Origin of the sequence: Brevundimonas sp. TWP3-1-2b1, from assembly GCF_049896165.1 — a bacterium.
GTDB lineage: Bacteria > Pseudomonadota > Alphaproteobacteria > Caulobacterales > Caulobacteraceae > Brevundimonas > Brevundimonas subvibrioides_B.
The window spans coordinates 45,687-71,413 of the sequence record NZ_JAFCTT010000014.1 but is presented as its reverse complement, the minus strand read 5'-3'; the positions used below and the strand labels follow the sequence as shown (position 1 = coordinate 71,413).

Here is a 25,727-nt window from a genome sequence, read left to right as displayed (position 1 = left end):
GTGGCGCGGCGCTACTTCAGCGCCGTGACGGAGGGGGCCAGCCGCGAATGCGGTGTCTGGGGCCAGCCCCCTCCACCGCTTCGCGGTCCCCCTCCCCCAAAGGGGGAGGATTTAGGCTGGGTCTTTATCCGGCGTCGACTGGCCGATGCGCGGCGTGACCACCGTAACGTCCTGTTGCGTCAGCCGCGCCAGCACGTCGTCGGCCGACGAATGACCGGGCAGGATCCCCGCCTCCTTCAGCTTGGCGTCGAGGTCGGCGCCGGTGCGCTTGTCCTCGAACTCCTGACCGACACGGAGACGCTCTTCCTGAACCGCCTGGCGCTGTTTGATGCGCTGCAGGCTGTCGGCGGCGGAGCCGATGCGCGAATGGGCGCCGGCCGATTGCAGGGCGACGGAGGTCTGGGCACGCTGGACGCTTTCGTTGACCTTCACGATATCGATCTCGCGACGCAGGGTCTCGATCTTCTGGTCGGTCGAGGCGATGGCGGTGCGCAGACGCGCCTCGGCGGCCTTCATGTTGTCGATCAGCGGACCGCGCGTGCCGATCTCGGATTCCAGTTCGGCGATCCGGCCTGCGACCTCGCGGGCCAGATCGGTCTTGCCCTGGCCGAGCGCGGCGCGGGTCGAGCTTTCATATTTGCCGATCTGGTCGCGGAACGAGCCCATCTCGCTTTCGGCCATGCGGCGGCGGGCGACGAGGCCGGCAAGGTCGTCGCGGGCCTTGCCCTGGGCCGTGTCGGCGTCGCGGATTTCCTGATCCAGGATCTTCAGGGCGTTGGCGTCAACCACCGACTGGGCGGTATCATGGGCGGTGCCGCGGAACAGGGCGGAGAGTTTGCTGAGCATGGACATGGGTCTGGTCTCCGGTTCAGGCGGCGGCTTCGGTGCCGAAGGTTTCGCGCAGGTCAGTGGCGTCGATGGCGTTCTCGGCCAGGGTGCGCAGTTCGATCAGGATGGTCTGGAGCGTGGTCTTGGACGAGAGTTCGCCCATCAACTCATAGACGTCCTGGTCGCCGACGGTCGTAATGGCAAAGTTCGACAGGGGCACCAGCCGCTGCGCCTTCAGCAGGAATTGGTTGAACCGGGCCGTGTCGGCCTGCTCCGCTACCGGCCACAACAGGACCGAACAAACGATCTGGGCACCGCCGACGCTGAGGTAGACCGGCAGGTCGCCGTACTCATGCATGGTCGCCAGAAGCACGGGGTCGGCCCCCTCCAGCACGCGCAGGGTCATTTCCCCCTCGCGGACCAGGGCGGACTGGTCCAGCGCCGCCTTGATGGCGGGCACGGTCCAGGCGGTTTCGATGACGGCGTCCATGTGAGGTTCGGCTCCGGTTGATGTAGAGGTGGGACGTGGGCGACGCGGCGCAAGCCGCGATTTGAGCAAGGCGGGGCCCCGGGTCGAGTCGGTGACGATGGCGTGCACGGCGGCGCGGACATCGTTCCGGCAGCCCTGGGGCACCCAGAACTCCAGCTTGATCATGCCGGCGTCGCGGCGCGCCTGTCTCCAGGCCCGAATGCGATCGGTCCCGGACGATGCAGTGATATGCGCGGCGTCGGTCATGTTGCATGTAACGCGTAACATGAACACTTGACCTGCGACAAGCAGGATGCGAATTTCGTTCGTGGCCGCGCCGGAGCGGCGTAAAGACCGAACCATGTTCAAGCGTCTCTTCGGCGGACAGCCTGCCTCAGAACCCGCCAATCGGCTGGCGGTCGTGCGCAACATCACCGTGGGACGGACGGTGTCGCTGGACCCGCTGGCCTGGCGCCGGCTGCAGCCCGAGACAGTCTTCAACCTGGACACCGACGCGCTGGAGATCACGGCGCAGGGCACGATCGCCCTTGACAGCGGCCAGCATGTGCACCGCTTCTACACCGACGACCATGTGATGCTGCAGGCCATGAGCGACGACGCCACCGGCGCCGAGGCCTATGATTTCTCCCTGTTCATTCCCTGGACGAGCGCCTATCCGCCCGGTCCGCGGGAGCGCCGAATCTGGACCGACCGGCTGAGCGAGCCCGTGTTCGACGGGACGGCGGAGGAGCTGCCGTCCTACCCCCGTTACTGGTTCGCCGAGAGCGACGCGCGCCAGCCGCCGGTGACGTTGTGGGAATCGATCTGGGACGACCGCACCGCGACCGTCCCTTACGGCCGGATCTTCCAGACCTGCATGCTGTATGCGCGGGACCTGTCGGGCGGACGCGAACTGATGCTGGCGCTGGAGATGGAGCCCGAGAAGGCGCCAGGGAAATCCGCCGACATCAGCCACGAGATCATGGTCGGCATCCCCCTGGAAGTCGGCGAGTTCACGGCGTGAGCCGTCCCACGACAATGGAGCACTGAGACGATGGACTGGTTTGCATTCCAGACGGGGGCCACGGCCTTCGTCATCGCCTTCGCCGCGGCGGGAGCCTTCACCGTGGCATTCAAGCTGATCTATCAGTGGGTCACGCCCTATCACGAGCGGACCCTGATCCGGGACGGCAATCCGGCGGCGGCCATTGCCCTGGGCGGCGCCCTGATCGGCTACGTCCTGCCACTGGCCTCGGCCCTGTCGCATACGGTCAGCCTGATGGAGTTCGCCGCCTGGGCGACGCTGGCGGGCGTGATCCAGATCGGGGTTTTCGTTTTGATCAGCCGCCTGGCGTTCCGAAACCTCGCGACGCGGATCGAGGCGGGCGAGATCGCCGCCGCCATCTATCTGGCCTCAATTTCCATCTGCGTCGGCTTGCTGAACGCCGCCTGCATGACGACGTGAGGGAGACATGAGCGACCTTCCCGAAACCACCACCATCCGCCGCCTCAAGCGATCGCGCACGCTGCAGGTCACCAGTCTGATGGCGACGGCCTCCTTCTCGCTCGCCGCCTGCGGCGCGCCGCAGGTCGCTGTGCCGGAGCCCGTGCCGGCCCTGGCCTATACGTCCCTGGACGAGTGCAAGGCCGCCAATGACATCACCGACACGGAGTGCGACGCCGCCGAGGCCAACGCCCGCACCCAGGCCGAAACGACTGCGCCGCGCTATGCGACCCAGTCGGAATGCGAAGGCCAGTGGGGTCCGGACCAGTGCCGTCCGAACAGCTCCGGCGGCTCGTTCTTCATGCCCCTGCTGACCGGGTTCGTCATCGGCCAGATGCTGAACGGCGGCGGCTATCGCGGCGGCGGCGGCCTGTACCGCGACCGCGACGGCAATTTCCAGAACGGCTACGGCGGCGGCTATCTGAGCAGGGACTATCGCACCGGTCGCCAGGTCGCCAACGGTCGCGACTACGGGACCGACGTCGCGCGTCAGGCGCCGAGCCGCGTGCAGAGCCGCACGACCGTCGTCTCGCGCGGCGGCTTCGGCGGCGGCGGACGGGGTTACGGGGGGTAGGCCCCTCTCCCCTTGCGGGAGAGGGTCTTGTTCTAGAGCTTTCGACGGGTGAGTTGCGGCGCCCTTGGAGCGCGGACCTCCAGGTCCGCTCTTCGGCGGCGACAAGAGCGGACCTGGAGGTCCGCGCTCCTTTGATTCCCCTTGACCGCCGAACCCTCTAGTGCCCGCCGCTCACCGTTGCCGCGACCTCGCCCCGCACCTTGGTCCGGGCCGCTGCGATGGCGAACACCGTCAGCGCCACATAGCCCAGCAGCGGCACCCAGAAGGCCGGGTTCAGCACCCCGCCCGCACCGTCCGCGATCCGCCCCGCCAGGAGCGGCAGGACGGCGCCGCCGATGATGCCGAAGACCAGCAAGCCCGAGGTCGCCGAGGTCGGGGCTGAGGACCGCTCCAGCGTCAGGGTGAAGATGGTCGGGAACATGATCGAGTTGAACAGCCCGATCGACAGGGCTGCATAGGCGGCCGTGGTCCCGCCGGTCTGGATGACGACGAAGCACAGGATGCCTGCGGCCACGGTGCACATCGCCAGCAACCAGCCGGCGGGAATGAAGCGCAGCAGGAGCGTGCCGACGAAACGGCCGACCATGGCGCCGCCCCAGTACAGGGCGACAAGCTTGCCGGCCTCCTCCAGCGGACGGTTGAGGATGCTCTCCGAGGCCAGGAAGTTGGTCATCAGCGAACCGATAGCCACTTCGGACCCGACGTAGATGAAGATGGCCACGGCGCCGAAGATCGCCCAGGGCGAGCGGAAGGCGGTCAGGAAGTTGGAACCGGCCGCGTCGGTCGCCGGAGCCGCCGCATTGATCTGTTTCCGCGCCGAGAAGATGAAGGCGGCGACCAGGGCGAAGAAGCCGCCTAACGCAACAAAGGCCAGGTCGATGGCGCGCATGGACTCGCCGCGGGTGGCGACGGTGACCACCGCGCCGGCCGCGAACACGCCGCCGGTCAGGAGGACGTGCGACCCCAGCCACGGCCCGATCGTCGTGCCGAGCGAGTTGAAGGCCTGCGACAGGGTCAGCCGCAGATGCGAGCTCTTCTTCGCCCCCAGCTCTGCGACCAGCGGATTGGCGGCGACCTGCAGCAGGGTGACGCCCGAGGCGATGACGAACAGGGCGATCAGGATGCCGGGATACCAGTCGGCCATGGTCGAGAGCGGCACAATCAGACAGCCCGCCACCATCGTCGCCAGAGCCGCCAGGATGGCCCGGCTGTAGCCGAGGCGAGCGAGGACCGCGGCCGCCGGCAGGGAGGCGACCCCGTAGGCGATGAACCAGGCGAAGGTGGTCAGGAAGGCCTCGGTGAAGCTGAGATCGAACACCCGCCGCACCGCCGCGACCAACGGATCGATCAACGAGGTCGCGAACCCCCAGGCGAAGAACAGGGTCGTCACATAGGCGAAGGCCAGGCCTGTGCCTTTGGCGGGGGTGGTCGTCGTCTCGGTCATCCTGGCCTCGTTTCCTGTCGGGCGTTGGTCGCCCGTAATCGCTTACATCTCATGGGTCACGCGGATCGCCCGCGCCGTCCAGTGCGAACTTCCGCCCGTAACGAAAAGTGGCCGTGCAGGCGGACCCGCACGGCCAGTTTCACGCCTCAGGAGGCGGCGGCCGCTCTCCCGCCCCTCGGGGCAAAGGGAAGGGGGCGACCAATGATCGGATCAGTATTTGTAGTTCACACCGATCAGGAAGGTCCGGCCGTAGGTCTGATAGTCGATGACCTGACGCTCGTCGCCGTTCTGGAAGGTCTGGAACGGCTCGTCGGTCAGGTTGTTGACCTGGAACAGCACAGAAGCGCCCTCGAGCATGCCCGACTGGAACTCGTAGCCGACCTGGGCGTCGACGACGTTCTCGGCGGCGACGCTGCGCAGGGTGCGGCCGTTGCCGAAGCCAGCGACCTCGCCGAGGAAGTCGGAGCGGTAGCGGTTCGAGACCCGCGCCTGGAAGCCGTTGGCCTCGTAGTAGACCGTCAGGTTGGCGACGGTTTCCGACAGGCCTGGCAGCGCCGTCGCGGCCTGGCCGTCCGGCTTGATCTCGCTGGACGTCTGCGAGACCGAGGCCTGCATGCCGAAGCCTTCCAGCGCCGGGTGGACAATGTCGAACGGCATCGACAGGGCGAACTCGACGCCCGAGATATAGCCGCCCTCGCCGTTGTCCGGGGCCGAGACCACGCCCTGGTTGATCACCGGGACGACGGAGCCCGATGGGTAGCCGCTGAAGTCGAAGATCTGGTTCCGCGTAAAGACGAAGGTCTCCAGGTCCTTGTAGAAGCCGGCGATCGAGACATAGCCCTGACGGTCGGCGAAATATTTCTCGAACGAGATGTCATAGACGTTGGCGATGGTCGGCATCAGGTCCGGATTGCCGCCCGAGCCGCTCCAGGGCGAGTTGAGGTCCGGACGCGCCGCCGGCGTGTTGTTCGTCACGTTGAAGCTGAAGTTCCGCGACGCGCGCATGTCGTCCATGCGAGTCCGCGCCAGGGTCCGGGCCGCGGCGAAGCGCAGGAACATGTCATCCTGAACTTGCAGGATGAAGTTGGTGGAGGGCAGGAACTCCTCGTACTCCCGACCGCCGGACACGGCCCTCGAGACGGTCGATGCGCCGCTGCCCGAGGCAGCGAAGCCGTTCGAGCTCTGATCCGTACCGATGTACTGCAGGCCGATATTGCCGGTCAGAGGCATCGAACCCAGCATGTGGTCGATGTTCAGCTGGACGTAGGCGGTATTGACCTTCTCGGTCACTTGCCAGTTGCCCGAACGCACGTCGGCGTTGGGGTTGCGGACCCGGTTGTAGAAGCCGGAATTCACCAGTCCCAGGGCGTCGTAGCTGATGACACCGCCCAGGCCGAGGTAGGTCAGCTGGGTCGCCGGCAACAGGAAGGCGGTCGGTACGACGGGCGAACCGCCTCCCGGAACGCCGAGGAAGAACTGGTCGTTGACGAAGCTCTTCTCGCGCTCGGAGATATTGACGCCGAACTTGATCGAGGAGAACGGACCCACGTCATTGAACTCGTGGCGGGCCTCCAGGCGCAGGGCCTTCAGCTCGTCGTCGATGGACGGGTTGTTCAGGTAGCCGTCCTGACCACCCGGGATGATGTCGCCGCCCCAGCCCTGCGGGCTGGTCAAACGGATCAGGTTCGGATCGGCGTAGTTCAGCTGGTGCGTGAAGACGGGGACGTTGTTCCCGTCCAGGCGGAAACCGAGGGTGTCGAGCGCGCCCGCCACGTCACGGCCGGTGCCGGCGTAGGTTTCCAGAACCACGTCCTCGCGCTCGACCTTGGAGTAGTTCAGGTCGGCCATGAACGACCAGTCGTCGGTCGCGTCGAAAACGGTATTCCAGCCCAGCGACGTGATGTTGCTGTCGCGGGTGTTCACGTCGTTGCGGATGACGCCCTTCACGTTGCTGACCGTTCCGGCGGTCAGGAAGCCATTGGCCACCGTGGAGCCTGCCTGTAGGGTCGGGCCGGGGCGGCAGGTCGGGGTCTGGACCTGGGGCGTGCCGCAGGCTCCGGACGATCCTCCCCAGGCCAGCGGAAATTCGATGCCGCGCAGGATCTGGGTGTTGGAGAACTCGGAATAGAAGGCGTCGATGGTGGAGTGGAACCGGTCGTTCGGCCGGAACTCGACCGTTCCCATGAAGCCGTCGCGCTCCAGCTCCGACGACATCACATAGGGCTTGACGCCGCCCAGTGCGAAGGACCCGCCGGGCCCAGCGTTCGGATAGCCCCAGGCGTTGTAGCGCTCGGACTGATAGGGGCTGGTGATGTGGGCGTAGCCCAGGGCGATGCCGATCGTGTCGTCCGCGAACTGGTCGATGTAGGACACGCTGTAGCGGACGCCGCTGTCCTCGGTGCCCGAGTTGAGCGCGCCGATGTCGTTCTGCTCGTAGCGGACGTTGGCGGCGATGGCGCGACGGCCGTAGGCCAGCGGGCGGATCGTCTGCAGGTCGACCGTGCCGGCCAGGCCCTGACCGATCAGCTGGGCGTCCGGGGTCTTGTAGATGGTGACGCCGCTGAGCAGTTCCGACGGATACTGGTCGAATTCGACGCCGCGGTTGTCGCCGGTGGTGACCTGCTCGCGACCGTTCAGAAGGGCGGTGGTGAAGTCGGGACCGAGGCCGCGGATCGAGATCAGCTGACCCCGGCCGTCCAGGCGCTGGACCGTCAGGCCCGGCAGGCGCGCCAGGGATTCGGCGATGGAGACGTCCGGCAGCTTGCCGATGTCCTCGGCCGTGATGACCTCGACGATGGAGGTGTTGCGGGCCTTGGCGGCGATCGAACTGGCGATCGAGCCACGGATGCCGGTGACGATGACTTCTTCCACCTGGGTGGCGTCATCGTCCTGTGGAGTGGTCTGGGCCTGCGCGCCGCCGGTGATGACCAGCATTGCCAGGACGCTCGCCGCGCCTCCGGCCATCAGATGCGCACGCGTATTGAAGCGGTTCCTCATCGTCTTCCTCCCTGCGGCCATCTCGCGTTTCTGACGAAGCGATCCCGACCTGTTACGCAAATCTATGCAAACTATGCGCAACCTTGCAAGCCTGTAATGCGAGGGTCCGAAACAAGGCGAACCCGAAATCCAGCGATTCCGCCCAATATTGCGGCGCAACATATGCACAGCCTGAGCGAAGAGGCGTCACCGTTGCTGCATTGACACGGCGAACCGGGCCTGCAAAATCTTGCAAAGAGTTCTGCCGGGCCTTGTATCCGGCGACCAGGAAGGGAGGAGATAGAGCGATGACCACATCATCCCGTCGCGTCCCGAGCGTGGCTCGGGGCCTGACCCTGGGTCTCATGACGACGCTGCTGGCCTCCACCGCGCTTGCGCAGACGCCGGACTATCGGGCGCGCCTGCCGCAGGACGAGGTGATCTATTTCCTGATGCCGGACCGGTTCGACAACAGCGATGTGTCCAACGACACGGGCGGCATTTCCGGCGGGCGGCTGGACCACGGCTTCGACCCGACGCACGAAGGCTTCTATCACGGCGGCGACCTGGCCGGGGTCGAGCGTCGGCTGGACTATATACAGGGCCTCGGCGCGACGGCGATCTGGATGGCTCCGATCTTCAAGAACAAGCCGGTGCAGGGCGAGCCGGGCCGCGAGTTCGCGGGGTCGCACGGCTACTGGATCACCGACTTCACCCGCGTTGATCCGCATTTCGGCGACGAGGCGGCGATGCGCGCCCTGGTCGAGGCCGCCCATGCGCGCGGCATGAAGGTCTATATGGACATCGTCGCCAACCACACGGCCGACGTGATCCGCTACCGCGAATGCCCGGCCAACGACTGCGCCTACCGCAGCCGCGCCGACTATCCGTTCACGCGTCGCGGCGGGGCCGACGGCCCGGCGATCAACGACGGCTTCACCGGCTGGAATTTCGACCGGCTGACCGACACCGACTACGCCTGGACCCCCTACGTCCCCGCGGGCGAGGAGACGGTGAAGGTGCCGGCCTGGCTCAACGACCCGGCCTATTATCACAACCGGGGCGACACGACCTTCCGGGGCGAGAGTTCTCTGGACGGCGATTTCGCCGGCCTCGACGACCTGATGACCGAACACCCGCGCGTGGTCGAGGGTATGATCGAGATCTTTGGCGACTGGATCGACCGCTACCAGATTGACGGCTTCCGCATCGACACGGCCCGGCATGTGAACCCCGAGTTCTGGCAGGCCTTCGTCCCGGCGATGATCGCGCGCGCGGAGGCCAATGGCATTCCGAACTTCCACATCTTCGGCGAGGTCTATGACGTCGATCCTGCGGTGACGGCCCGCTTCACGCGGGTGGACGGCTATCCGGCCGTGCTCGACTTCGGCTTTCAGTACACGGTGACAGACATCGTCGCCCGCGACGTGCCGCCCGATCGCCTGGCCAGGGTGTTCGCCTCGGACGCCCTCTACGAAGGCGGAGAGGTCGGGGCACTGGGCCTGCCGACCTTCCTCGGCAACCACGACATGGGCCGGATCGGCGGCTTCATCCTGAAGGCCAAGCCCGACATCTCGAATGACGAACTGCTCCAGCGCGAGACCCTGGCCCACGCGATGATGATGTTCTCGCGCGGCGCCCCGACCCTCTACTACGGCGACGAACAGGGCTTTTCCGGCGACGGCGGCTATGGCAGCGCGCGTCAGGACATGTTCGAGACCCAGGTGGCCTCCTACCGCGACGACCGCATCGTCGGCGGGAAAAGGCCGGCCTTCTCGACCGAGGCCCCGCTGTACCGTGCGATCTCAGAGATGGCTCGTTTGCGCCAGGCCGATGTTCGCCTGCGCCGGGGTCTGCAGACCGTGCGTTTCGCCGCCGAGGCGCCGGGCCTTCTGGCCGTGTCGCGCCGCATCCCGGACACGGCGGGCGAGACCCTGATCGTCTACAACACCTCGACCACGCCGATCACGGCGAACATCGAGGTGGACGCCGCCTCCGCCGACTGGTCCTCTTCGCGGGGTGATTGCCCCATGTCGGCGACCGCCCCCGCCAGTATCCGGGTCACCGTGCCCGCGCTCGATTATCTGATCTGTAGTTCCGAAGGTGTGCGTTGACTGCTGAACCCCTGAGCCAAGACCTGTACGCCCTCCCCGGGGGCGAGGCCGCGCCGCATCGCGAGTGGTGGCGCGGGGCCGTCATCTATCAGGTCTATCCGCGCAGCTTCGCCGACACCAACGGCGACGGAATCGGCGACCTGCCCGGCATCACCGCGCATCTGGGGCATGTCGCCTCGCTGGGCGTGGACGGGGTCTGGCTGTCGCCCTTCTTCACCTCGCCGATGAAGGACTTCGGCTACGACGTCGCCGACTATGTCGGCATCGATCCGATCTTCGGCACGATGGAGGATTTCGACCGGCTGGTGGCCCGAGCGCACGAACTGGGCCTGAAAGTCATCATCGACCAGGTCTATTCCCACACCTCGGACCTGCATGACTGGTTCCAGGAAAGCCGCCAGGACCGGACCAATCCCAAGGCCGACTGGTTCGTCTGGGCCGACGCCAGGCCGGAAGGCTCGCCACCATCCAACTGGCAGTCGGTGTTCGGCGGCCCGGCCTGGACCTGGGATGCACGCCGGCACCAGTACTACATGCACAACTTCCTCAAGGAGCAGCCGCAACTGAACGTGAGGAACGCCGAGGTCCAGGAGGCTCTGCTGGGCGTGGCCCGCTTCTGGCTGGATCGGGGGGTCGACGGGTTCCGCTGTGACGCCCTGAATTTCTCGATGCACGACCCCGCCCTGACCGACAATCCGCCGGTCCTGACGCCCGGCAAGCGCACCCGATCGTTCGACTTCCAGCACCACGACCACAACCAGTCGCATCCCGACATCCTGACGTTCCTGACCCGGCTGCGTCAGACGACCGATTCCTATGACGGGGACCGGTTCCTGGTGGCCGAGGTCGGGGGCGAGAAGGCCAACGAGGAGATGAAACTCTACACCGAGGGCGCCGACCGGCTGCATTCGGCCTATGGCTTCCTCTATCTGTATGCCGACAAGCTGACGACCGATCTGGTCGATCGCGGCCCGGCAATGTGGCCGGGGACCGAGGGCGAGGGCTGGCCGTCCTGGAGCTTCTCCAATCACGACGCGCCGCGCGCCCTGTCGCGCTGGGCAGAGGGTCGCGACCCCAAGGCCTTCGCCGAGATGGCGCTGCTGCTGCTCATGTGCCTGCGCGGCAACGTCTTCGTCTATCAAGGCGAGGAGCTGGGCCTGCCCCAGGCCGAGGTTCCGTTCGAGCGGCTGGTCGATCCCGAGGCAATCGCCAACTGGCCCGACACCCTGGGCCGCGACGGCGCCCGCACCCCCATGCCGTGGAAGAGCGACAACGGTTTCGCCGGTTTCTCGGAGCACGAGCCCTGGCTGCCGGTCGATCCGCGTCATCGCGCCCTGGCGGTCGAAGTGCAGGAGAAGGATCCCGGATCGACCCTGTATCTGGCGCGTCGCCTGATCGCCCTGCGTCATAGCCATCCGGCGCTGCGCACCGGCGCAATGACGATGCTGAAGGACGCCGGCGAACTCCTGCTGTTCCGGCGCGAGGGCGACGGCGAGACCCTGCTCTGCGCCTTCAACCTGGGGCACGATCCGATCGCCTGGACGCCGCCCGCGGGCTGGTCCGTGGTCGAGGCGGTCAACCAGCCGGACGCACGATCCGGTCAGCTTGCGCCGATGGCGGGGCTGATCTTCTCCGGGCCGACCGGATGACCTCAGCCGCCGCACGTCTCCCTGATGATCAGGTCGGTGGGGATGCGTTCGGAGCGCCCGCCGCCCTCGCCGGCGTGGTCCAGCAGTTTGGAGACCATCAGCCGGCCGGCCTTCATCGTGTCCTGGGAGATGGTCGACAGAGCCGGACGGCTGTAGCGGCTGAAGGGCACATTATCGAAGCCGATCACCGACACGTCCTCGGGCACCCGTTTGCCGGCATGAAGCAGGGCGCGGACGGCCCCAAGCGCGATCAGGTCGGACGCTGCGACTATGCCGTCGAATTCCAGCCCACGACGGATCATGGAATCGACCGAAGCCTCCGCACTCTCGACCTCGAAATGGGCGGGGACGATCAGGTCGGGATCGACGCCCAGACCCGCCGCCTCGCAGGCCTCGGCATAGCCGCGCTGACGCTGCATCGCCTCGGGCGGTTCGAGGTCGCCGAGGAAGACGATGCGCTTCCTGCCCAGCCGCGCCAGATGCGCCGTCGCCCGGCGTCCGCCGTTGATGTTGTCCGAGCCGATCGAGCAATAGTTCTGGTCCGGCAGTTCGGCGCCCCAGACCACGAACCGGCCGTCCGTCTCCGCCATCCGGTTGAAGGCCGAATGCAGGGTCGACTGACCGAGAAAGATCACCCCGTCCGCGCGGCTGGTGTTCATGGCCGCGTTCAGATCATCGATGTTCGCCGGCGAGACGTGGCTCATCACAAGGTCGCAGCCGCGCTCGCGCGCCGCCTCCCCCACCCCGGCCAGAAGCTCCAGGAAGAAGGGATCGCTCAGACGCCCTTCCCGCCCCTGCGGTCGCGGCGTCACCAGGGCGATGGTGCCCGAGGCGCCGATGGGGCCGGCGGGCATATAGCGGCGGAACGGATAGTCGTGCTCGCGCGCCAGCTTCCAGATCGCCTGTTTGGTGCGCGCGTTCACCGCCGGGCTGTCGTTCAGCGCCCGCGAGGCGGTGGAGATCGACACCCCGGCCAGGGTCGCGATGTCTTCCAGACGGGTGGATCGCTTGCTCATGCCTCTTGTCTCCTCCCTGTTCGCCGCTTGGCGAATGGGGAGGTGGCGGCGAGCCCTTGCGGGCCGACGGAGGGGTTCTTCGTGCGGCAAGAGCCCCTCCGTCTCTCCGCTTCGCTGCGAGCCACCTCCCCACGCCTTCGGCGCACGGAGGAGACTGCAAATTTTGCTGCAAACCACGTCATCGCCGCATCTGCATCCGTTGCGCGGCGCTTGGCAAGAGCTTCGATCCAGAAGCTTTAGAGGAGTGAAGCCGATGCGTATTCCGTTGCTTGTGCTGGCGCTGGTCGCCCTCTGTTCGCCGGCCGTGGCGCAGACCCCGCCCCCGGCGCCGGCGACGGTCTCCTCGCCCGACGGGTCGCTGAGGGTCAGTGTCACGACCGACGGCGACGGCCGCCCGAGCTACGCCGTCAGCCGCCTGGGCCGCCCTGTGATCGCCCCCTCGCGCCTCGGCTTCATCCTGACCGATGCGCCGAAGCTGGAGCGTGGTCTGGTCGTTTCGGCCGAACCCGTCACCGATCACGACGATACCTGGGAGCAGCCCTGGGGCGAGCGCCGGTTCATCCGCAATCACTACCGCGAACTGCGCGTCCACCTGCGCGAGCGCACTGCTCTGGCGCGCGTCTTCGACGTGGTTTTCCGCGTCTATGACGACGGTCTGGGCTTCCGCTACGAGTTCCCGCAGCAGGACGCCCTGCCCACCGTCCGCATCGGCTCGGAGCTGACCGAGTTCAACATCGCCGAGGACGGCGAGGCCTGGTGGATCCCCTCGCACGAGTGGAACCGCGAGGAATATCTGTATCACCGCACCTCGATCCAGGAGGCGTCGAACACCCAGACGCCGATGACGATGCGGCTGGACTCGGGTCTGCATGTCTCGATCCACGAAGCGGCCCTGATCGACTATGCCGGCATGAACCTGCGCCGCGCCGAGGCCCGTCGCTTCGTCGCCGACCTGACGCCCGGCTTCACCAACGCGGCGGTGGAGCGCGAGGCGCCGTTCAACACGCCTTGGCGCACCCTGCAGATCACCGACACGGCCGGTGGCCTGGTCGAATCCGCCCTGATCCTGAACCTGAACGAGCCCAATGCGATCGGTGACGTCAGCTGGTTCCGGCCGATGAAATACGTCGGCGTCTGGTGGGAAATGCACCTCGACCTGAAGACCTGGAACGCCGGCCCCCGTCACGGCGCGACCAATGAGAACACCCGCCGCTACATCGACTTCGCCGCCGACAACGGCTTCGGCGGGGTGCTGGTCGAGGGCTGGAACGTCGGCTGGGACGGCGACTGGTTCGGCAACGGCTGGGATTATTCCTTCACCGAAGCCTATCCCGATTTCGACATCGAGGGCCTCGCCGCCTACGCCCGCGAGCGCGGCGTCCAGCTGATCGGGCACCACGAGACCGGCGGCAACGCCTACCACTACGAACAGCAGATGCAGGCCGCCTTCGATCTGGATCAGCGGCTCGGCATCACGACGGTCAAGACCGGCTATGTCGCCGATGCCGGCGGAGCGCGGGTCACCGGCCCGGACGGCCAGCCGACCTTCGCCTGGCATGAAAGCCAGGCCATGAGCCGCCACCATCTGGCCGTCGTGCGCGAGGCCGCCGAGCGCCATGTCGCCATCAACGCCCACGAGCCGTTCAAGGATACGGGCCTGCGTCGCACCTACCCGAACATGATCTCTCGCGAAGGCGCGCGGGGCACGGAGTTCAGCGCCTGGGGCCAGCCGGGCAATCCGCCCGAGCACGAGGTCAACCTGGTCTTCACCCGCCTGCTGGCCGGGCCAATGGACTACACGCCGGGCATCTTCGGCATGGTCACCCGCGCTCCCGACGGCATCGCCACGACCTGGGCGAAACAGCTCGCGCTGTATGTGACGATCTACAGCCCGATCCAGATGGCAGCCGATCTGCTCGACAACTACGAGGCCAATCCGGCCCCGTTCCAGTTCATCAGGGACGTCGCTGTCGACTGGGACGAGACCCGGGTGCTGAACGGCGAGGTCGGCGACTTCGTCACCATCGCGAGGAAGGAACGCGGAACCCGCGAGTGGTTCCTGGGCTCGATCACCGACGAGAACTCGCGCGTGCTGCAGGCGTCACTGAGCTTTCTTGAGCCCGGGGTCCGCTATCGCGCGGAGATCTACCGCGACGGCCCCAACGCCGACTGGCGCGACGGGGACGGCCGAAGCCGAACCGACATCGTCATCGAGCAGCAGGAGGTGACCTCGGCAGGGACCCTGACCCTGAGCCTCGCACCCGGCGGCGGCCAGGCCATCCGGTTCGTGCCGCTCGGGAGCGCGCGCCGGTGACCGCCCCCTCCGCCCTCCTGACGCTCCGCCCGCGTCTGAACGCCCTGGCGATCATGAACATGTGCGTGGGGTTCTTCGGGATCCAGATCGGTTTCGGCCTGCAGAACGCCAACACCAGCCGAATCTTCCAGACCCTGGGCGCCGAGGTCGACAGTCTCGCCATCCTGTGGATCGCCGCGCCCCTGACGGGCCTGCTGGTCCAGCCGATCATCGGCCATCTCAGCGACAAGACCTGGACGCCGCTGGGCCGTCGGCGACCCTATTTCCTGGTCGGCGCGGTGCTGACGTCGCTGGCTCTGGTGGCTATGCCGAACAGCCCGACCCTGTGGTTCGCGGCCGCCATGCTGTGGATCATGGACGCCTCGATCAACATCACCATGGAGCCGTTCCGCGCCTTCGTCGGCGACCTGCTGCCCGACGAGCAGCGGACTGCCGGCTATGCGATGCAGAGCTTCTTCATCGGCACGGGCGCGGTGTTCGCGTCCTGCCTTCCGTGGATCCTGTCAAACCTCGGCGTCGCCTCCGTCGCGCCCGAGGGTATCACCCCCGACAGCGTCCGCTGGGCCTACTATATCGGCGCCGCCTGCCTGTTGTCGGCCGTGCTGTGGACCGTCTTCTCGACGAAGGAATACAGCCCCGAACAGGTCGCCGCCTTCGATGCCCACCGCGCCCTGCCGGGCCAGCTTCCCGACGGTGAACAGGCCCCTGCACGGTCTTCGAAATCCTACATCCTCGGCGGTCTGATCTGGGCGGCCATCGGCTTCGCGGGCTTCATCGGCGTCGCGTTGACCGGGCTGGAGAAGGAACTCTATATCGCCGCCGGAGGCATCGCCGCCTTCGGGGTTTTGCAGATCGCCGTCGGCGCCCTGCATGCGGCGCAGGCCTCGAACGGCGTGACCGAGATCGTCGATGACATCTTCCGCATGCCCGAGGCAATGCGCGGCCTGGCCGTGGTCCAGTTCTTCAGCTGGTTCGCCCTGTTCGCCATGTGGATCTACACCACCGCCGCAGTCACGGCCGTCCACTACGGCACGAGCGACACCACCTCGGCGGCCTACAACACCGGGGCGAACTGGGTCGGAGTCCTGTTCGGCGTCTACAACGGCGTCGCGGCGCTGGCGGCCTTCGTCATCCCGGTGCTGGCCCGGAAGACCGGCCGCCGGGGCGCGCACGCCATCAACCTGGTGTTGGGCGGACTGGGCCTGATCGGCATCGCCGTGATCCGCGACCCGGCCCTGCTGTGGGTTGCGATGATCGGCGTCGGCTTCGCCTGGGCCTCGATCCTGTCGATGCCCTACGCCATCCTGTCGGGCGCGGTGCCGGGGCGAAAGATGGGCGTCTATATGGGCATCTTCAACATCTTCATCGTTGTGCCCCAGCTTCTGGCCGCGACCATCCTGGGCCTGACGCTGAAACACTTCTTCGGCGGCGAGGCGATCTGGGCCCTGGTCATCGGCGGCGGATCCTTCTTCCTCGCGGCCGTGTGCGCCCTGTTCGTCAGGGAGCCGAAGCCGGCATGATGGATCGGCGCGCCCTCCTTTGCGTTCTGGCCGCCTTGCCCTTCGCGGGAGGGGCGCGAGCCGACGCACTCGCCGGAGGGCGGTTGTTCGAATACCCGCAGATGACCTCGGCCCACGCGGCGCCCCGCAACGTCACCGTCTGGCTGCCACCTGGATATGATGAGAGTGCCCGGCGATATCCGGTCCTCTATATGCACGACGGCCAGAACCTGTTCGACGCCACGCGCTCCGCGTTCGGCGAATGGGGCGTGGACGAGCATCTGACGCGGCTGGCCGAGACCGGTCAGGTCCGCCTGCCGATCGTGGTCGGCGTCTGGAACACGCCGCTTCGGCTGCGCGAATACGTCCCGGCCGACCTGATCGCCGCCCTGCCCGCCGAGATCCGCTCCAGCCTGCTCGGCCTGTACGGCGGCGAGCCGCTGTCCGACGGCTATCTGCACTTCCTGGTGGATGATCTGAAGCCGATGATCGACAGCGCCTGGCGTACCCTGCCCGGACGCGACGACACGGTCATCGCCGGCTCCAGCATGGGCGGGCTGATCTCCCTCTATGCGATGATGAAACATCCCGAGGTGTTCGGCTCGGCCGGCTGCCTGTCGACCCACTGGCCGCTGCGGCTGGAGCGGCTGGAAGGCGGCGCATTGGAAACCTGGCGCGAGGCCGTAGTCCAGGCCTGGTCCGATGTGATCCGCGCCGGCCTGCCCGACCCGGCGACGCACCGCCTCTACATGGATCGCGGCGACGAGACGCTGGACCAGTTCTACGCCTTCTTCCAGTCGCGCATCGACACCGTGATTCGCGCCGAGGGCTGGGGCCCTGACCGGTTCCGCTCGCTCGTTTTCCCGACCGCCGAACACAACGAGAAGAGCTGGAACAGCCGTCTCGACGTTCCCCTCACATTCCTGCTTCCGCCCGTCTGAGAGTGACCCCGATGCGTAGCCTGACCACCCTGATGTTGTCCGCCGCCTTCCTGCCGCTGGCCGCCTGCGCCTCGATGCGGGAGCCCGCCGTCATGGCCGACGCGGCCCCCTGGCCTGTCGCGCCCCGCGCCGCTCCGGCAGGCGTAGCCCCCTGCGCGCCCGGCGACACTCCGACCTGGGCCAATGCCGCCAAACAGGGCGTCGGCGCGTCCTACGAGGCCTATGTCGACGGCCACTATCGCGACGGCGGCGCGACCGGAGACGTCTCGCGCGTCTGGTTCTCGATCGCCGACGGTGTCCTGACCGAGACCATGTACGGCCTGATCCACGAGGCCCAGATCAAGCAACTCCGCTTCGCCGTGATGACCGAGACGGGCCTCGCCGTTGAAGGCCGCGACACCACATCTCGCATCGAATATTGGCACACCGACGACGAGGGGCGGCCGCTGTCGCCGATGTATTTCGTCGTCACGCGCGACAACCAGAACCGGTTCGAGATTACCAAGCGCATCTTCACCGACCCCGACAGCCAGAGCCTGATCATCCGCGCCAGCATCCGCGCGATCAAGGGCGCCGTGACCCCCTATGTCCTGCTCGAGCCGCACATGGCCAACACGGGTGTGAACGACCGGGGCGAGGTCGGCCTGCTGGACACGCCGCGCTACGACGACGCCACCGGCCCATATGACGTCCTGCGCGCCTCCGAGGGATCGACCCACCTCGCCCTGGTGTCGCAGCAGCCGTACACGGCGACGAGTGTGGGCTTCGTCGGTGGCTCGGACGGCCTGACCGATCTGGCGGACGGCGATCTGGACTGGACCTGGGCCTCCACCGGCGATGCGGCCGGGAACATCATGCTGACCGCCGCCCTGCCGACCGTCGCGGAGGGGGACACGGACTACGACAACATGGTCATCGGCTTCGGCGCCTCTGCAGAGGCCGCCTCGGACGCCGCGATGGCCAGCTTCCGCACGGGACTGGACACTGTCTCGGTCAACTACAACGGCCAGGGCGGGGCCGTGGGCTGGGAAGACTGGATCGGCTCCCTGAGCGAACTGCCCCGGATGGCGGAGCAGGCCACCGACGGCGGCAAGCTGGCCTATGCCTCGGCACTGATGCTGAAGGTGCAGGAGGATCGCACCTATGCCGGTGCCCTGATCGCGTCGCTGTCCAATCCGTGGGGCGACACGGTCGATGCGACCAATGCCTCGACCGGCTACAAGGCCGTCTGGCCGCGCGACTTCTATCAGGTGGCCATGGCCCTGATGGCGCTGGGCGATGCGGAGACCCCCGTCGCCGCCTTCCGCTACCTGCCCCAGGTTCAGGTGACGGCCGGGACGCCGGGCAATACCGGCGCGACCGGCTGGTTCCTGCAGAAGACCCATGTCGACGGCCAGATCGAATGGGTCGGGGTCCAGCTGGACCAGACCGCCATGCCGATCATGCTGGGCTGGCGGCTGTGGAAGGCGGGCGAGGTGTCCGACGCAGAGATGGCGCAGATGTACGCCCGGATGATCAAGCCGGCCGCCGACTTCCTGGTGGACGGCGGCACGATCGCCCTCGACTGGAACGACCGCACCATCACCCCGCCGTGGTCGCAGCAGGAGCGCTGGGAAGAACAGGAAGGCTACTCCCCCTCGACCACAGCCGCCGTCATCACCGGCCTGACCGTCGCCGCCGAGATCGCGCGGGCGTCCGGCGACGCCGCCTCCGCCGACCGGTATCAGGCCGCCGCCGACGACTATGCGTCGAAGGTCGAGGCGCGGATGTTCACCACCGAAGGGACGCTAGGCGACGGCGACTATTTCGTCCGCCTGAGCCGCAACGAGGACCCGAACGACCACGCCCCGCTGGGTGAGAACAACGGCCAGGCCGCCCTGCCGGAGGATCAGATCATCGACGGCGGCTTCCTGGAGTTGGTGCGGTATGGCGTACGCCGGGCTGACGCGCCGTCGGTCCTGGCCAGCCTGCCCGAATACGACGATCAGAGGCGCGAGGATCGCCTGCGCGTCCGCTACGACGTCGGCGGCGCGCCGGCGTGGAGACGCTACGGCAATGACGGCTATGGCGAGAACATGGAGACTGGCGGCAACTACGGCCTGGGCGGCATGACGCCGGGTCAGCGCGGCCGGCTCTGGCCCATCTTCACCGGCGAGCGGGGTCACTACGAGCTGGCGCGGGCGCTTCAGGGCGGCGCCTCGGAGGCCGGGATCCGCGCCATCCGCGAGACCTATGTCGCGGGCATGGAAGCCATGGGCAACGACGGCTACCTGTTGTCCGAACAGATCTGGGACGGGGTCGGCGATCCGACGGCCCACCGTTATCAGCCCGGCCAGGGCACCAACTCCGCCACCCCCCTGGCCTGGAGCCACGCGGAGTACCTGAAGCTGTTGCGGTCGCTGGCGGACCGGGCGGTCTGGGATCGCTACGCGCCTGTCGCAGAACGCTACGGCCGATAACGAAAACGCCGCCCCGGATCGCTCCGGGGCGGCGTCTTCAGGCTGGTCCAGCGGGAGACTAGAACAGGACTTTCAGCGTGGCGACCGCGCGGCCATCGTACAGCGGCGCGTTGTCGACGTCGGTGTCGTGATAGCGGACGTCGAAGACCAGGCTATCGGTGAAGGCGTAGGCGGCGCCCACGTTCCAGGTGACGTAGTCGCCGGTGACGTCCAGCCACTGCTTGCCGACGGCGCCGGAGACCGTGACCTTGTCGATCGGCGTGAACGCCACATTGCCTTCGACGTAGGTGGCGGTCTCGTCCACGCCGAAGAAGTCCGGCGAGTAATAGACGGCGACGCCGGCGGTCACCGGGCCGATCGCGCGGGACGCGGCGGCCTTCACCTCGACGTAGTCGTAGTCGGAGGCCTGGTCGTCATGAACGTAGAAATAACCGACCGCGCCGAGGTCGAAGGCGAAGCCCTGCGCTTCGAAGCGGAAGCCGCCGTAGGCGTCGATCTCGGCCGAAGTGTCGTCGCCGAAATCGACGGTCGAGGCCCAGACGCCGCTGTAAAGGCCGCCGATGGTCATATCGACACCACCCGACAGGGCGAAGTTTTCGTTCGACTGGCTGGCGCCGCGGAAGACGTAGTCGTTGGTCGCCGCCGCGTTGAAGGCGAACTCCGCATCCTGGGCCGAAGCGGCGCCGGCCGTGGCCAGGGTGGCGATCGCGGCGGCCAGGGCCGCGCAGGAAGCTTGCAGTCTCATCTCGGTATCCCCGTGTTTTCTGTTTGGGTTTGTCAAGTTGGTCGCCGGGCGCGAGGGAGAGCCGCGCCCGGCGTGTCCGTCTTCAGTGTTCCAGGGCTTCGCCGTGGAGGGTGGTGTCAAGGCCTTCGGCTTCCTGCGCATCCGTCACGCGAAGCCCGGTCGTGAACTTGCAGATGATCAGGATGACGAAGGTGCCTACAGCCGAGTAGGCGATGGTCCAGGCCAGGCCAAGGGCCTGGGTCGGGATGTTGGCGCCTTCGCCCAGGCTGTTGATCGCGGTCGTGGCGAACACGCCGGTCAGCAGGGCGCCGATCAGACCGCCTGCGCCGTGGATGCCGAAGGCGTCCAGAGAGTCGTCATAGCGGAGCAGTTTCTTGATCCACACCGAGGAGATGTAGCAGACCGGTCCGGCGATCAGGCCGATGATGACCGCGCCCTTCGGATCGACGAAGCCGGCGGCGGGGGTGATGGCGACCAGACCGGCGACGACGCCGGACAGCATGCCGATCAGCGACACCTTCTTCTTCTCGATGACCTCGACGATCTTCCAGGTCAGGGCGGCGGCGGCGGCGGCCAGGATGGTGTTCAGCAGGGCGACGCCCATCAGCTCGTTGGCCGCGCCCGCCGAACCAGCGTTGAAGCCGATCCAGCCGACCAGCAGCAGCGAGGCGCCGATCATGGTCAGGACAGGGTTGTGAGCCGTGATGACGTCGGTGCCGTAGCCCTTACGACGACCCAGGAAGAGGGCGCAGACCAGGCCCGCGACACCGGAGTTGACGTGAACGACCGCGCCACCGGCGAAGTCCAGCACGCCGGCCGAACCGAGGAAGCCGCCGCCCCAGACCCAGTGGCAGATCGGTGCGTAGATCAGCAGCGACCACAGGGCGGTGAACAGCAGCAGGGCCGAATATTTGAACCGCTCGGCGAAGGCGCCGGTGATCAGGGCGGGCGTGATGATGGCGAAGGTCATCTGGAAGGAGATGAACAGGAATTCGGGAATCCCGGGCAGCAGGGCGTTGGCCGTCTGCAGCGAAATGCCGTTCAGGAACAGGGCGTCGAAGCCCCCGATATAGGGCTGGAGCGCCGGGTCGGGGTTGGCGCTGAAGGCGATCGAATAGCCGGCGATGAACCAGACCAGGGTCACGACGGCGAACACGCCGACCGACTGGGTGATGGTGGCCACGACGTTTTTGCGACGGACCATGCCGCCGTAGAACAGGGCCAGACCGGGGAGGGTCATCAGCAGGACCAGTGCGGTCGAGGTACCCAGCCAGCTGGTGCCGGCGGCGTCGAGCTCGAGCGCGGCCTGGTGGGCCAGAAGCGTGGGCGCGGCTTCTTCTTCCTCGGGAACGACGGCCTCGGCCACTTCGGCGGCGGCGGCTTCGACCGCAGCGGCGGCCTCCGCGACCGGCGTCGCCGGAACTACGGCCTCGGTGGTCGGGGCCGGCGCAGCGGCTTCCTGGGCGAAGGCGCCCCCCGCGTAGAAGAGTCCGATGGTTAGAAGACAGAGGGCAAGGATGCCCGGTAGCCTATTGAAGAACTGCGACATGAATGCATCCCCTGTGTGATCTCGCAGTTGCGAACTGTTTACCGCAAATGCGAGAGACGCAAGGGGCTGAACCGTATCCGGTGCAATTTTCGTGTGCGTGTCGCGGGCTACACACCCATACACGGCAAGTTATTACCTTTTCCATGGCTGCAGTGCACAATCGTACCGCGCGCCGCAACTACGATAAAAAGGTTAACCCCAGTGCATCTGAACCCGGTGCGCGGCGGCCCAGTGGATGGCCCGGATTGCGTCGATGATCGCCTCCGCCGCCGCCCGTGTGCCCAGTTCGCCACCCAGATCCGCCGTCGTGGCGCCCGCCGCCAGCACGGCCGCGACCGCCGCTTCGATCGACGAGGCCTCGTCGTCCAGGTTCAGGCTGTGACGCAGCATCATCGCCGCCGACAGGATGGTTCCGACCGGGTTGGCCAAGTCCTGCCCGGCGATGTCCGGCGCCGAGCCGTGGATCGGCTCGAACAGGCCCGGTCCCGATTCGCCCAGCGACGCCGACGGCAACAGGCCGATCGAGCCGCCCAGCACGGAGATCTCGTCAGACAGGATGTCGCCGAACATGTTCTCGGTCAGGATGACGTCGTATTCGCGGGGCTTGCGGATCAAATGCATGGCCATGGAGTCGACCAGGGCGTGCTCCAGCTGGACCTGCGGGAACTCCTCGGCATGGATGCGGGTCACGACCTCTCGCCACAGCCTTGAGGTTTCCATGACGTTGGCCTTGTCGACCGAGGTCACCTTGCCGCGCCGTTGCAGGGCGGTCTTGAACGCCGCGCGCGTGATCCTCTCGATCTCGGGCACGGTGTAGATGCACAGGTCCGAGGCCATCGTATCTGTGCGCGTCTTCTCGCCGAAATAGACCCCGCCGGTCAGCTCGCGGAAGACGATCAGGTCGACGCCCTCGACGATCTCCTTCTTGAGCGGCGAGCGGTGCGCCAGGACCGGCGAGACCTGCAGCGGACGCAGGTTGGCGAACAGGCCCATGGCCTTGCGGATGCCAAGCAGTCCTTCTTCCGGACGACGCTTGCCGCCGTCCCACTTCGGCCCGCCGACCGCGCCCAGCAGAACGCCGTCGGCGGCCAGACAGGCTTCGGTCGTCTCGGGCGGCAGGGGATCGCCGGTCGCGTCGATGGCGGCGCCGCCGATCAGATGCTCCTGGAACTCGAACCTGTGGCCATAGAAGTCGGCGATGACGCGCAGCACATCCCTCGCCGCCGAGATCACCTCCGGCCCGACGCCGTCACCGGGCAACAGGACGATGTTGAAGGTCTGGGTGTTCGGCATCACGTGGGCTCCGGGGCCAAGGCTTGTTCAGACGGGGTACGTTCGTAGGCTTCGATGTCAGGCATGTGTTTCTGGAGCCAGCCCAGGGTGTCGACGCCGTCCAGCAGACACTGGCGGGCGAACGGCTCGACCGCAAAGGCGACCGGCGCATGGTTGCCCCGGCGGACCTCTCCGGCCTCCAGATCGACGGTCACGACCTGCTCGGGATTGGCGACCAGATCCTCCCACGTCGCCTGATCGACGACGACGGGCAGGAAGCCGTTCTTGAGGGCGTTGGAGGTGAAGATGTCGGCGATCGAGGTCGAGATCACAGCCCGGAAGCCGTAGTCGTACAGAGCCCAGGGCGCATGCTCGCGCGACGAGCCGCAGCCGAAATTGTCGCCGGCCACCAGGATGCGATGCTCGGCCGGATCGATCCGGTTCAGCACCGCTTCCGGCCGCGCCGAGCCGTCGGCCTCGTAGCGCCAGTCATAGAAGGCCTTCTGACCCAGACCCGTGGTCTCGGTTGTGGTCAGGAACCGCGCCGGGATGATCTGGTCAGTGTCGATGTTTGCTTGCGTGAGGACCAGCGTCCGCGAGGTCAGGACTTTCAGGGGTTCAGGCATTCTTACCCCCAACACCGTGCACCCCGGCAAAGGCCGGGGTCCAGATCACAGACTCAGGGCGCAGGGACTTCGCGCCTGGGAAGCGGGTCCAAGATCTCGCCGTCCATCTGGACCCCGGCCTCCGCCGGGGTGCACGGAGGGAGAATGATGCACTGAAGAGAGTGTGGTCAGGCATCGGCCGCCTCCGACAGATAAACACGCGGATCGGTCAGCATCCCGGCGATGGCCGAGGCCGCCGCCGTCGCGGGGCTGGCCAGGATGGTGCGGGCGCCCTTGCCCTGACGCCCTTCGAAATTGCGGTTGGAGGTCGAGACGGCCAGCTGACCGGGCAGGACGAAGTCGCCGTTCATCGCAATGCACATCGAACATCCGGGGATGCGCCATTCGGCGCCCGCCTCGGTGAAGACATGGTGCAGGCCCTCGGCCTCCGCGTCGCGCCGCACGGCCTCCGAGCCCGGCACGACCAGCATGCGCACGCCCGGCTTCACCTTGCGCCCCCGCAGCACTTCGGCCGCCGCGCGCAGGTCGGGCAGCCGACCGTTGGTGCAGGAGCCGATGAAGACCACGTCGACCGCCTGGGTCGTCGTCGTCCCGCCGGCCTCGAAACCCATATAGGCCAGGGCCTTGCGGTCGCTGTCGGATTTGGGCTCGGGCACGCGCGACCCGATCGGCGAGCCTGCGTCCGGCGTCGTGCCCCATGTCGCCATCGGGCGGATGGCGGCGCCGTCGATCACGATCTCCGCGTCGAAGACCGCGCCCGGATCAGTGACCAGCGCCAGCCATTCCGCCGCCTTCGCCTCATAGGCCTCGCCCTGCGGCACGTGCTTGCGTCCCCGCAGCCAGTCGATGGCCACGGCATCCGGCGCGATCATTCCCGCCCGCGCGCCGGCCTCGATCGACATGTTGCAAAGGGTCATTCGCCCTTCCATGTCGAGAGACCGCACCGCCTCGCCGGCGTATTCGATGACGAAGCCGGTGCCGCCGCCGAAGCCCAGTTCGGCGATCACGGCCAGGGCCATATCCTTGCCCGACACGCCCGACGTCAGGGCGCCGGTGACCGTCACCCGCATGGCCTTCGACTTGCGCTGCAACAGGCACTGGGTCGCCAGCACATGGCCGACTTCCGACGTGCCTATGCCGAAGGCCAGGGCCCCGAAGGCGCCGTGCGTCGCCGTATGGCTGTCGCCGCAGACGACCGTCATGCCCGGCTGGGTCAGGCCCAGTTCCGGGCCCATGACGTGCACCACGCCGCGATCCGGCGAACCCCAGCCAGCCAGGTCGATGCCGTGCCGGGCACAGTTCTCTTCCAGCCGCGTGACCTGCGACTTCGCCTCCGCCGTCACATAGGGCCGCTCTCCGTCGATGGCCGGCAGGGTCGGGGTTGAATGGTCCAGCGTCGCGAAGGTCTTGTCAGGGCGACGGACCTTCAGGCCCCTCGCCTCGATCTCGGTGAAGGCCTGGGGGCTGGTGACCTCGTGGACCAGATGCAGGTCGATATAGAGGACGCCCGGCGTCTCGGCGGTCTCCGGCGTGACGACGTGCTTGTCCCAGACCTTATCGAACAGGGTGCGGGGGCTCATCCGAAATCCTCCCCCATTGGGGGAGGTGGCGCGGAGCGAAGCGCAGCGACGGAGGGGGCTCGCCGCGAACCCGGTGTCCGGGGTTGGGGGGGGGGGGGGGGGGGGGGGGGGGGGGGGGGGGGGCGCCGGGCGCCGGCGCCCGGGCGCCCCGGGCGCCCCGCCCGCCCG

General features: G+C 67.3%; 19 protein-coding genes. 9 read left to right on the top strand and 10 right to left on the bottom strand.

The features are described 5' to 3' along the window. Positions 1-111: 111 nt before the first annotated feature. On the bottom strand, positions 112-852 hold the full coding sequence (locus ACP7AB_RS13640) for a PspA/IM30 family protein (RefSeq protein WP_425992930.1): 741 nt from the start codon (positions 850-852) through the stop codon (positions 112-114). Between the two features lie 16 nt (positions 853-868). Then, the gene (locus tag ACP7AB_RS13635) at positions 869-1,564 is read right to left on the bottom strand and encodes a YjfI family protein (RefSeq protein WP_426046162.1); all 696 of its coding nucleotides are present in this window, start codon (positions 1,562-1,564) and stop codon (positions 869-871) included. Between the two features lie 94 nt (positions 1,565-1,658). Here ACP7AB_RS13635 and ACP7AB_RS13630 point away from each other — a divergent pair, with 94 nt between their 5' ends. The 3 genes from ACP7AB_RS13630 to ACP7AB_RS13620 are packed head-to-tail and all read left to right on the top strand — an operon-like array spanning position 1,659 to position 3,375. Beyond that, entirely contained in the window at positions 1,659-2,321 is a 663-nt protein-coding gene (locus tag ACP7AB_RS13630; RefSeq protein ID WP_425992934.1) for a YjfK family protein, read from the top strand. A 30-nt stretch (positions 2,322-2,351) separates the two neighbouring features. After that, positions 2,352-2,762 carry a DUF350 domain-containing protein gene (locus ACP7AB_RS13625; protein WP_425992936.1) on the top strand — a complete coding sequence of 137 codons (411 nt, stop codon included), beginning with the start codon at positions 2,352-2,354 and terminating at the stop codon, positions 2,760-2,762. Between the two features lie 7 nt (positions 2,763-2,769). Then, a complete protein-coding gene (locus ACP7AB_RS13620) occupies positions 2,770-3,375 on the top strand; it encodes a DUF1190 domain-containing protein (protein ID WP_425992938.1) in 606 nt (201 codons plus the stop codon). A gap of 157 nt (positions 3,376-3,532) precedes the next feature. On the opposite strand, the gene ACP7AB_RS13615 is transcribed toward ACP7AB_RS13620, so the two are convergent. Together ACP7AB_RS13615 and ACP7AB_RS13610 are read right to left on the bottom strand one after the other, a co-directional pair. After that, a complete protein-coding gene (locus tag ACP7AB_RS13615; protein WP_425988296.1) occupies positions 3,533-4,819 on the bottom strand; it encodes a sugar MFS transporter in 1,287 nt (428 codons plus the stop codon). A gap of 210 nt (positions 4,820-5,029) precedes the next feature. Then, positions 5,030-7,816, bottom strand: coding sequence for a TonB-dependent receptor (locus tag ACP7AB_RS13610; protein WP_425988299.1), 2,787 nt, complete (start codon positions 7,814-7,816; stop codon positions 5,030-5,032). A gap of 287 nt (positions 7,817-8,103) precedes the next feature. Between ACP7AB_RS13610 and ACP7AB_RS13605 the strand changes: the two genes are divergently transcribed. Then, positions 8,104-9,909 carry an alpha-amylase family glycosyl hydrolase gene (locus ACP7AB_RS13605; protein ID WP_425988302.1) on the top strand — a complete coding sequence of 602 codons (1,806 nt, stop codon included), beginning with the start codon at positions 8,104-8,106 and terminating at the stop codon, positions 9,907-9,909. Between the two features lie 11 nt (positions 9,910-9,920). Further along, entirely contained in the window at positions 9,921-11,558 is a 1,638-nt protein-coding gene (locus ACP7AB_RS13600) for an alpha-amylase family glycosyl hydrolase (protein ID WP_425988971.1), read from the top strand. A gap of 2 nt (positions 11,559-11,560) precedes the next feature. Here the strand turns inward: ACP7AB_RS13600 and ACP7AB_RS13595 are convergent, their stop codons facing one another. After that, positions 11,561-12,574, bottom strand: a complete 1,014-nt coding sequence (locus ACP7AB_RS13595) for a LacI family DNA-binding transcriptional regulator (RefSeq protein WP_425988305.1) — start codon at positions 12,572-12,574, stop codon at positions 11,561-11,563. Between the two features lie 253 nt (positions 12,575-12,827). On the opposite strand from ACP7AB_RS13595, the gene ACP7AB_RS13590 reads away from it, so the two are divergent. The 4 genes from ACP7AB_RS13590 to ACP7AB_RS13575 are packed head-to-tail and all read left to right on the top strand — an operon-like array spanning position 12,828 to position 19,787. Continuing rightward, entirely contained in the window at positions 12,828-14,888 is a 2,061-nt protein-coding gene (locus tag ACP7AB_RS13590) for a glycoside hydrolase family 97 protein (RefSeq protein ID WP_425988308.1), read from the top strand. A 53-nt stretch (positions 14,889-14,941) separates the two neighbouring features. Then, entirely contained in the window at positions 14,942-16,408 is a 1,467-nt protein-coding gene (locus ACP7AB_RS13585; protein ID WP_425988974.1) for an MFS transporter, read from the top strand. Further along, on the top strand, positions 16,405-17,328 hold the full coding sequence (locus tag ACP7AB_RS13580) for an alpha/beta hydrolase (RefSeq protein ID WP_426046161.1): 924 nt from the start codon (positions 16,405-16,407) through the stop codon (positions 17,326-17,328). The genes ACP7AB_RS13585 and ACP7AB_RS13580 overlap by 4 nt, the downstream gene beginning before the upstream one ends. An 11-nt stretch (positions 17,329-17,339) precedes the next feature. Further along, entirely contained in the window at positions 17,340-19,787 is a 2,448-nt protein-coding gene (locus ACP7AB_RS13575) for a glucan 1,4-alpha-glucosidase (RefSeq protein ID WP_425988314.1), read from the top strand. A gap of 58 nt (positions 19,788-19,845) precedes the next feature. On the opposite strand, the gene ACP7AB_RS13570 is transcribed toward ACP7AB_RS13575, so the two are convergent. The 5 genes from ACP7AB_RS13570 to leuC all read right to left on the bottom strand — a co-directional run bounded on the left by ACP7AB_RS13570 (position 19,846) and on the right by leuC (position 25,559). Next, a complete protein-coding gene (locus ACP7AB_RS13570) occupies positions 19,846-20,532 on the bottom strand; it encodes a TorF family putative porin (protein WP_425988316.1) in 687 nt (228 codons plus the stop codon). Between the two features lie 82 nt (positions 20,533-20,614). Beyond that, on the bottom strand, positions 20,615-22,081 hold the full coding sequence (locus ACP7AB_RS13565) for an ammonium transporter (RefSeq protein WP_425988318.1): 1,467 nt from the start codon (positions 22,079-22,081) through the stop codon (positions 20,615-20,617). A 192-nt stretch (positions 22,082-22,273) separates the two neighbouring features. After that, positions 22,274-23,374 (bottom strand): 3-isopropylmalate dehydrogenase, encoded by a 1,101-nt coding sequence (leuB, locus tag ACP7AB_RS13560; RefSeq protein ID WP_425988320.1) that lies wholly within the window; start codon positions 23,372-23,374, stop codon positions 22,274-22,276. Next, positions 23,374-23,979 carry a 3-isopropylmalate dehydratase small subunit gene (gene leuD / locus ACP7AB_RS13555; protein ID WP_425988322.1) on the bottom strand — a complete coding sequence of 202 codons (606 nt, stop codon included), beginning with the start codon at positions 23,977-23,979 and terminating at the stop codon, positions 23,374-23,376. Before leuD ends, leuB begins: the two co-directional genes overlap by 1 nt. Positions 23,980-24,146: 167 nt before the next feature. Continuing rightward, the gene (gene leuC / locus ACP7AB_RS13550; RefSeq protein WP_425988324.1) at positions 24,147-25,559 is read right to left on the bottom strand and encodes a 3-isopropylmalate dehydratase large subunit; all 1,413 of its coding nucleotides are present in this window, start codon (positions 25,557-25,559) and stop codon (positions 24,147-24,149) included. Positions 25,560-25,727 lie beyond the last annotated feature (168 nt).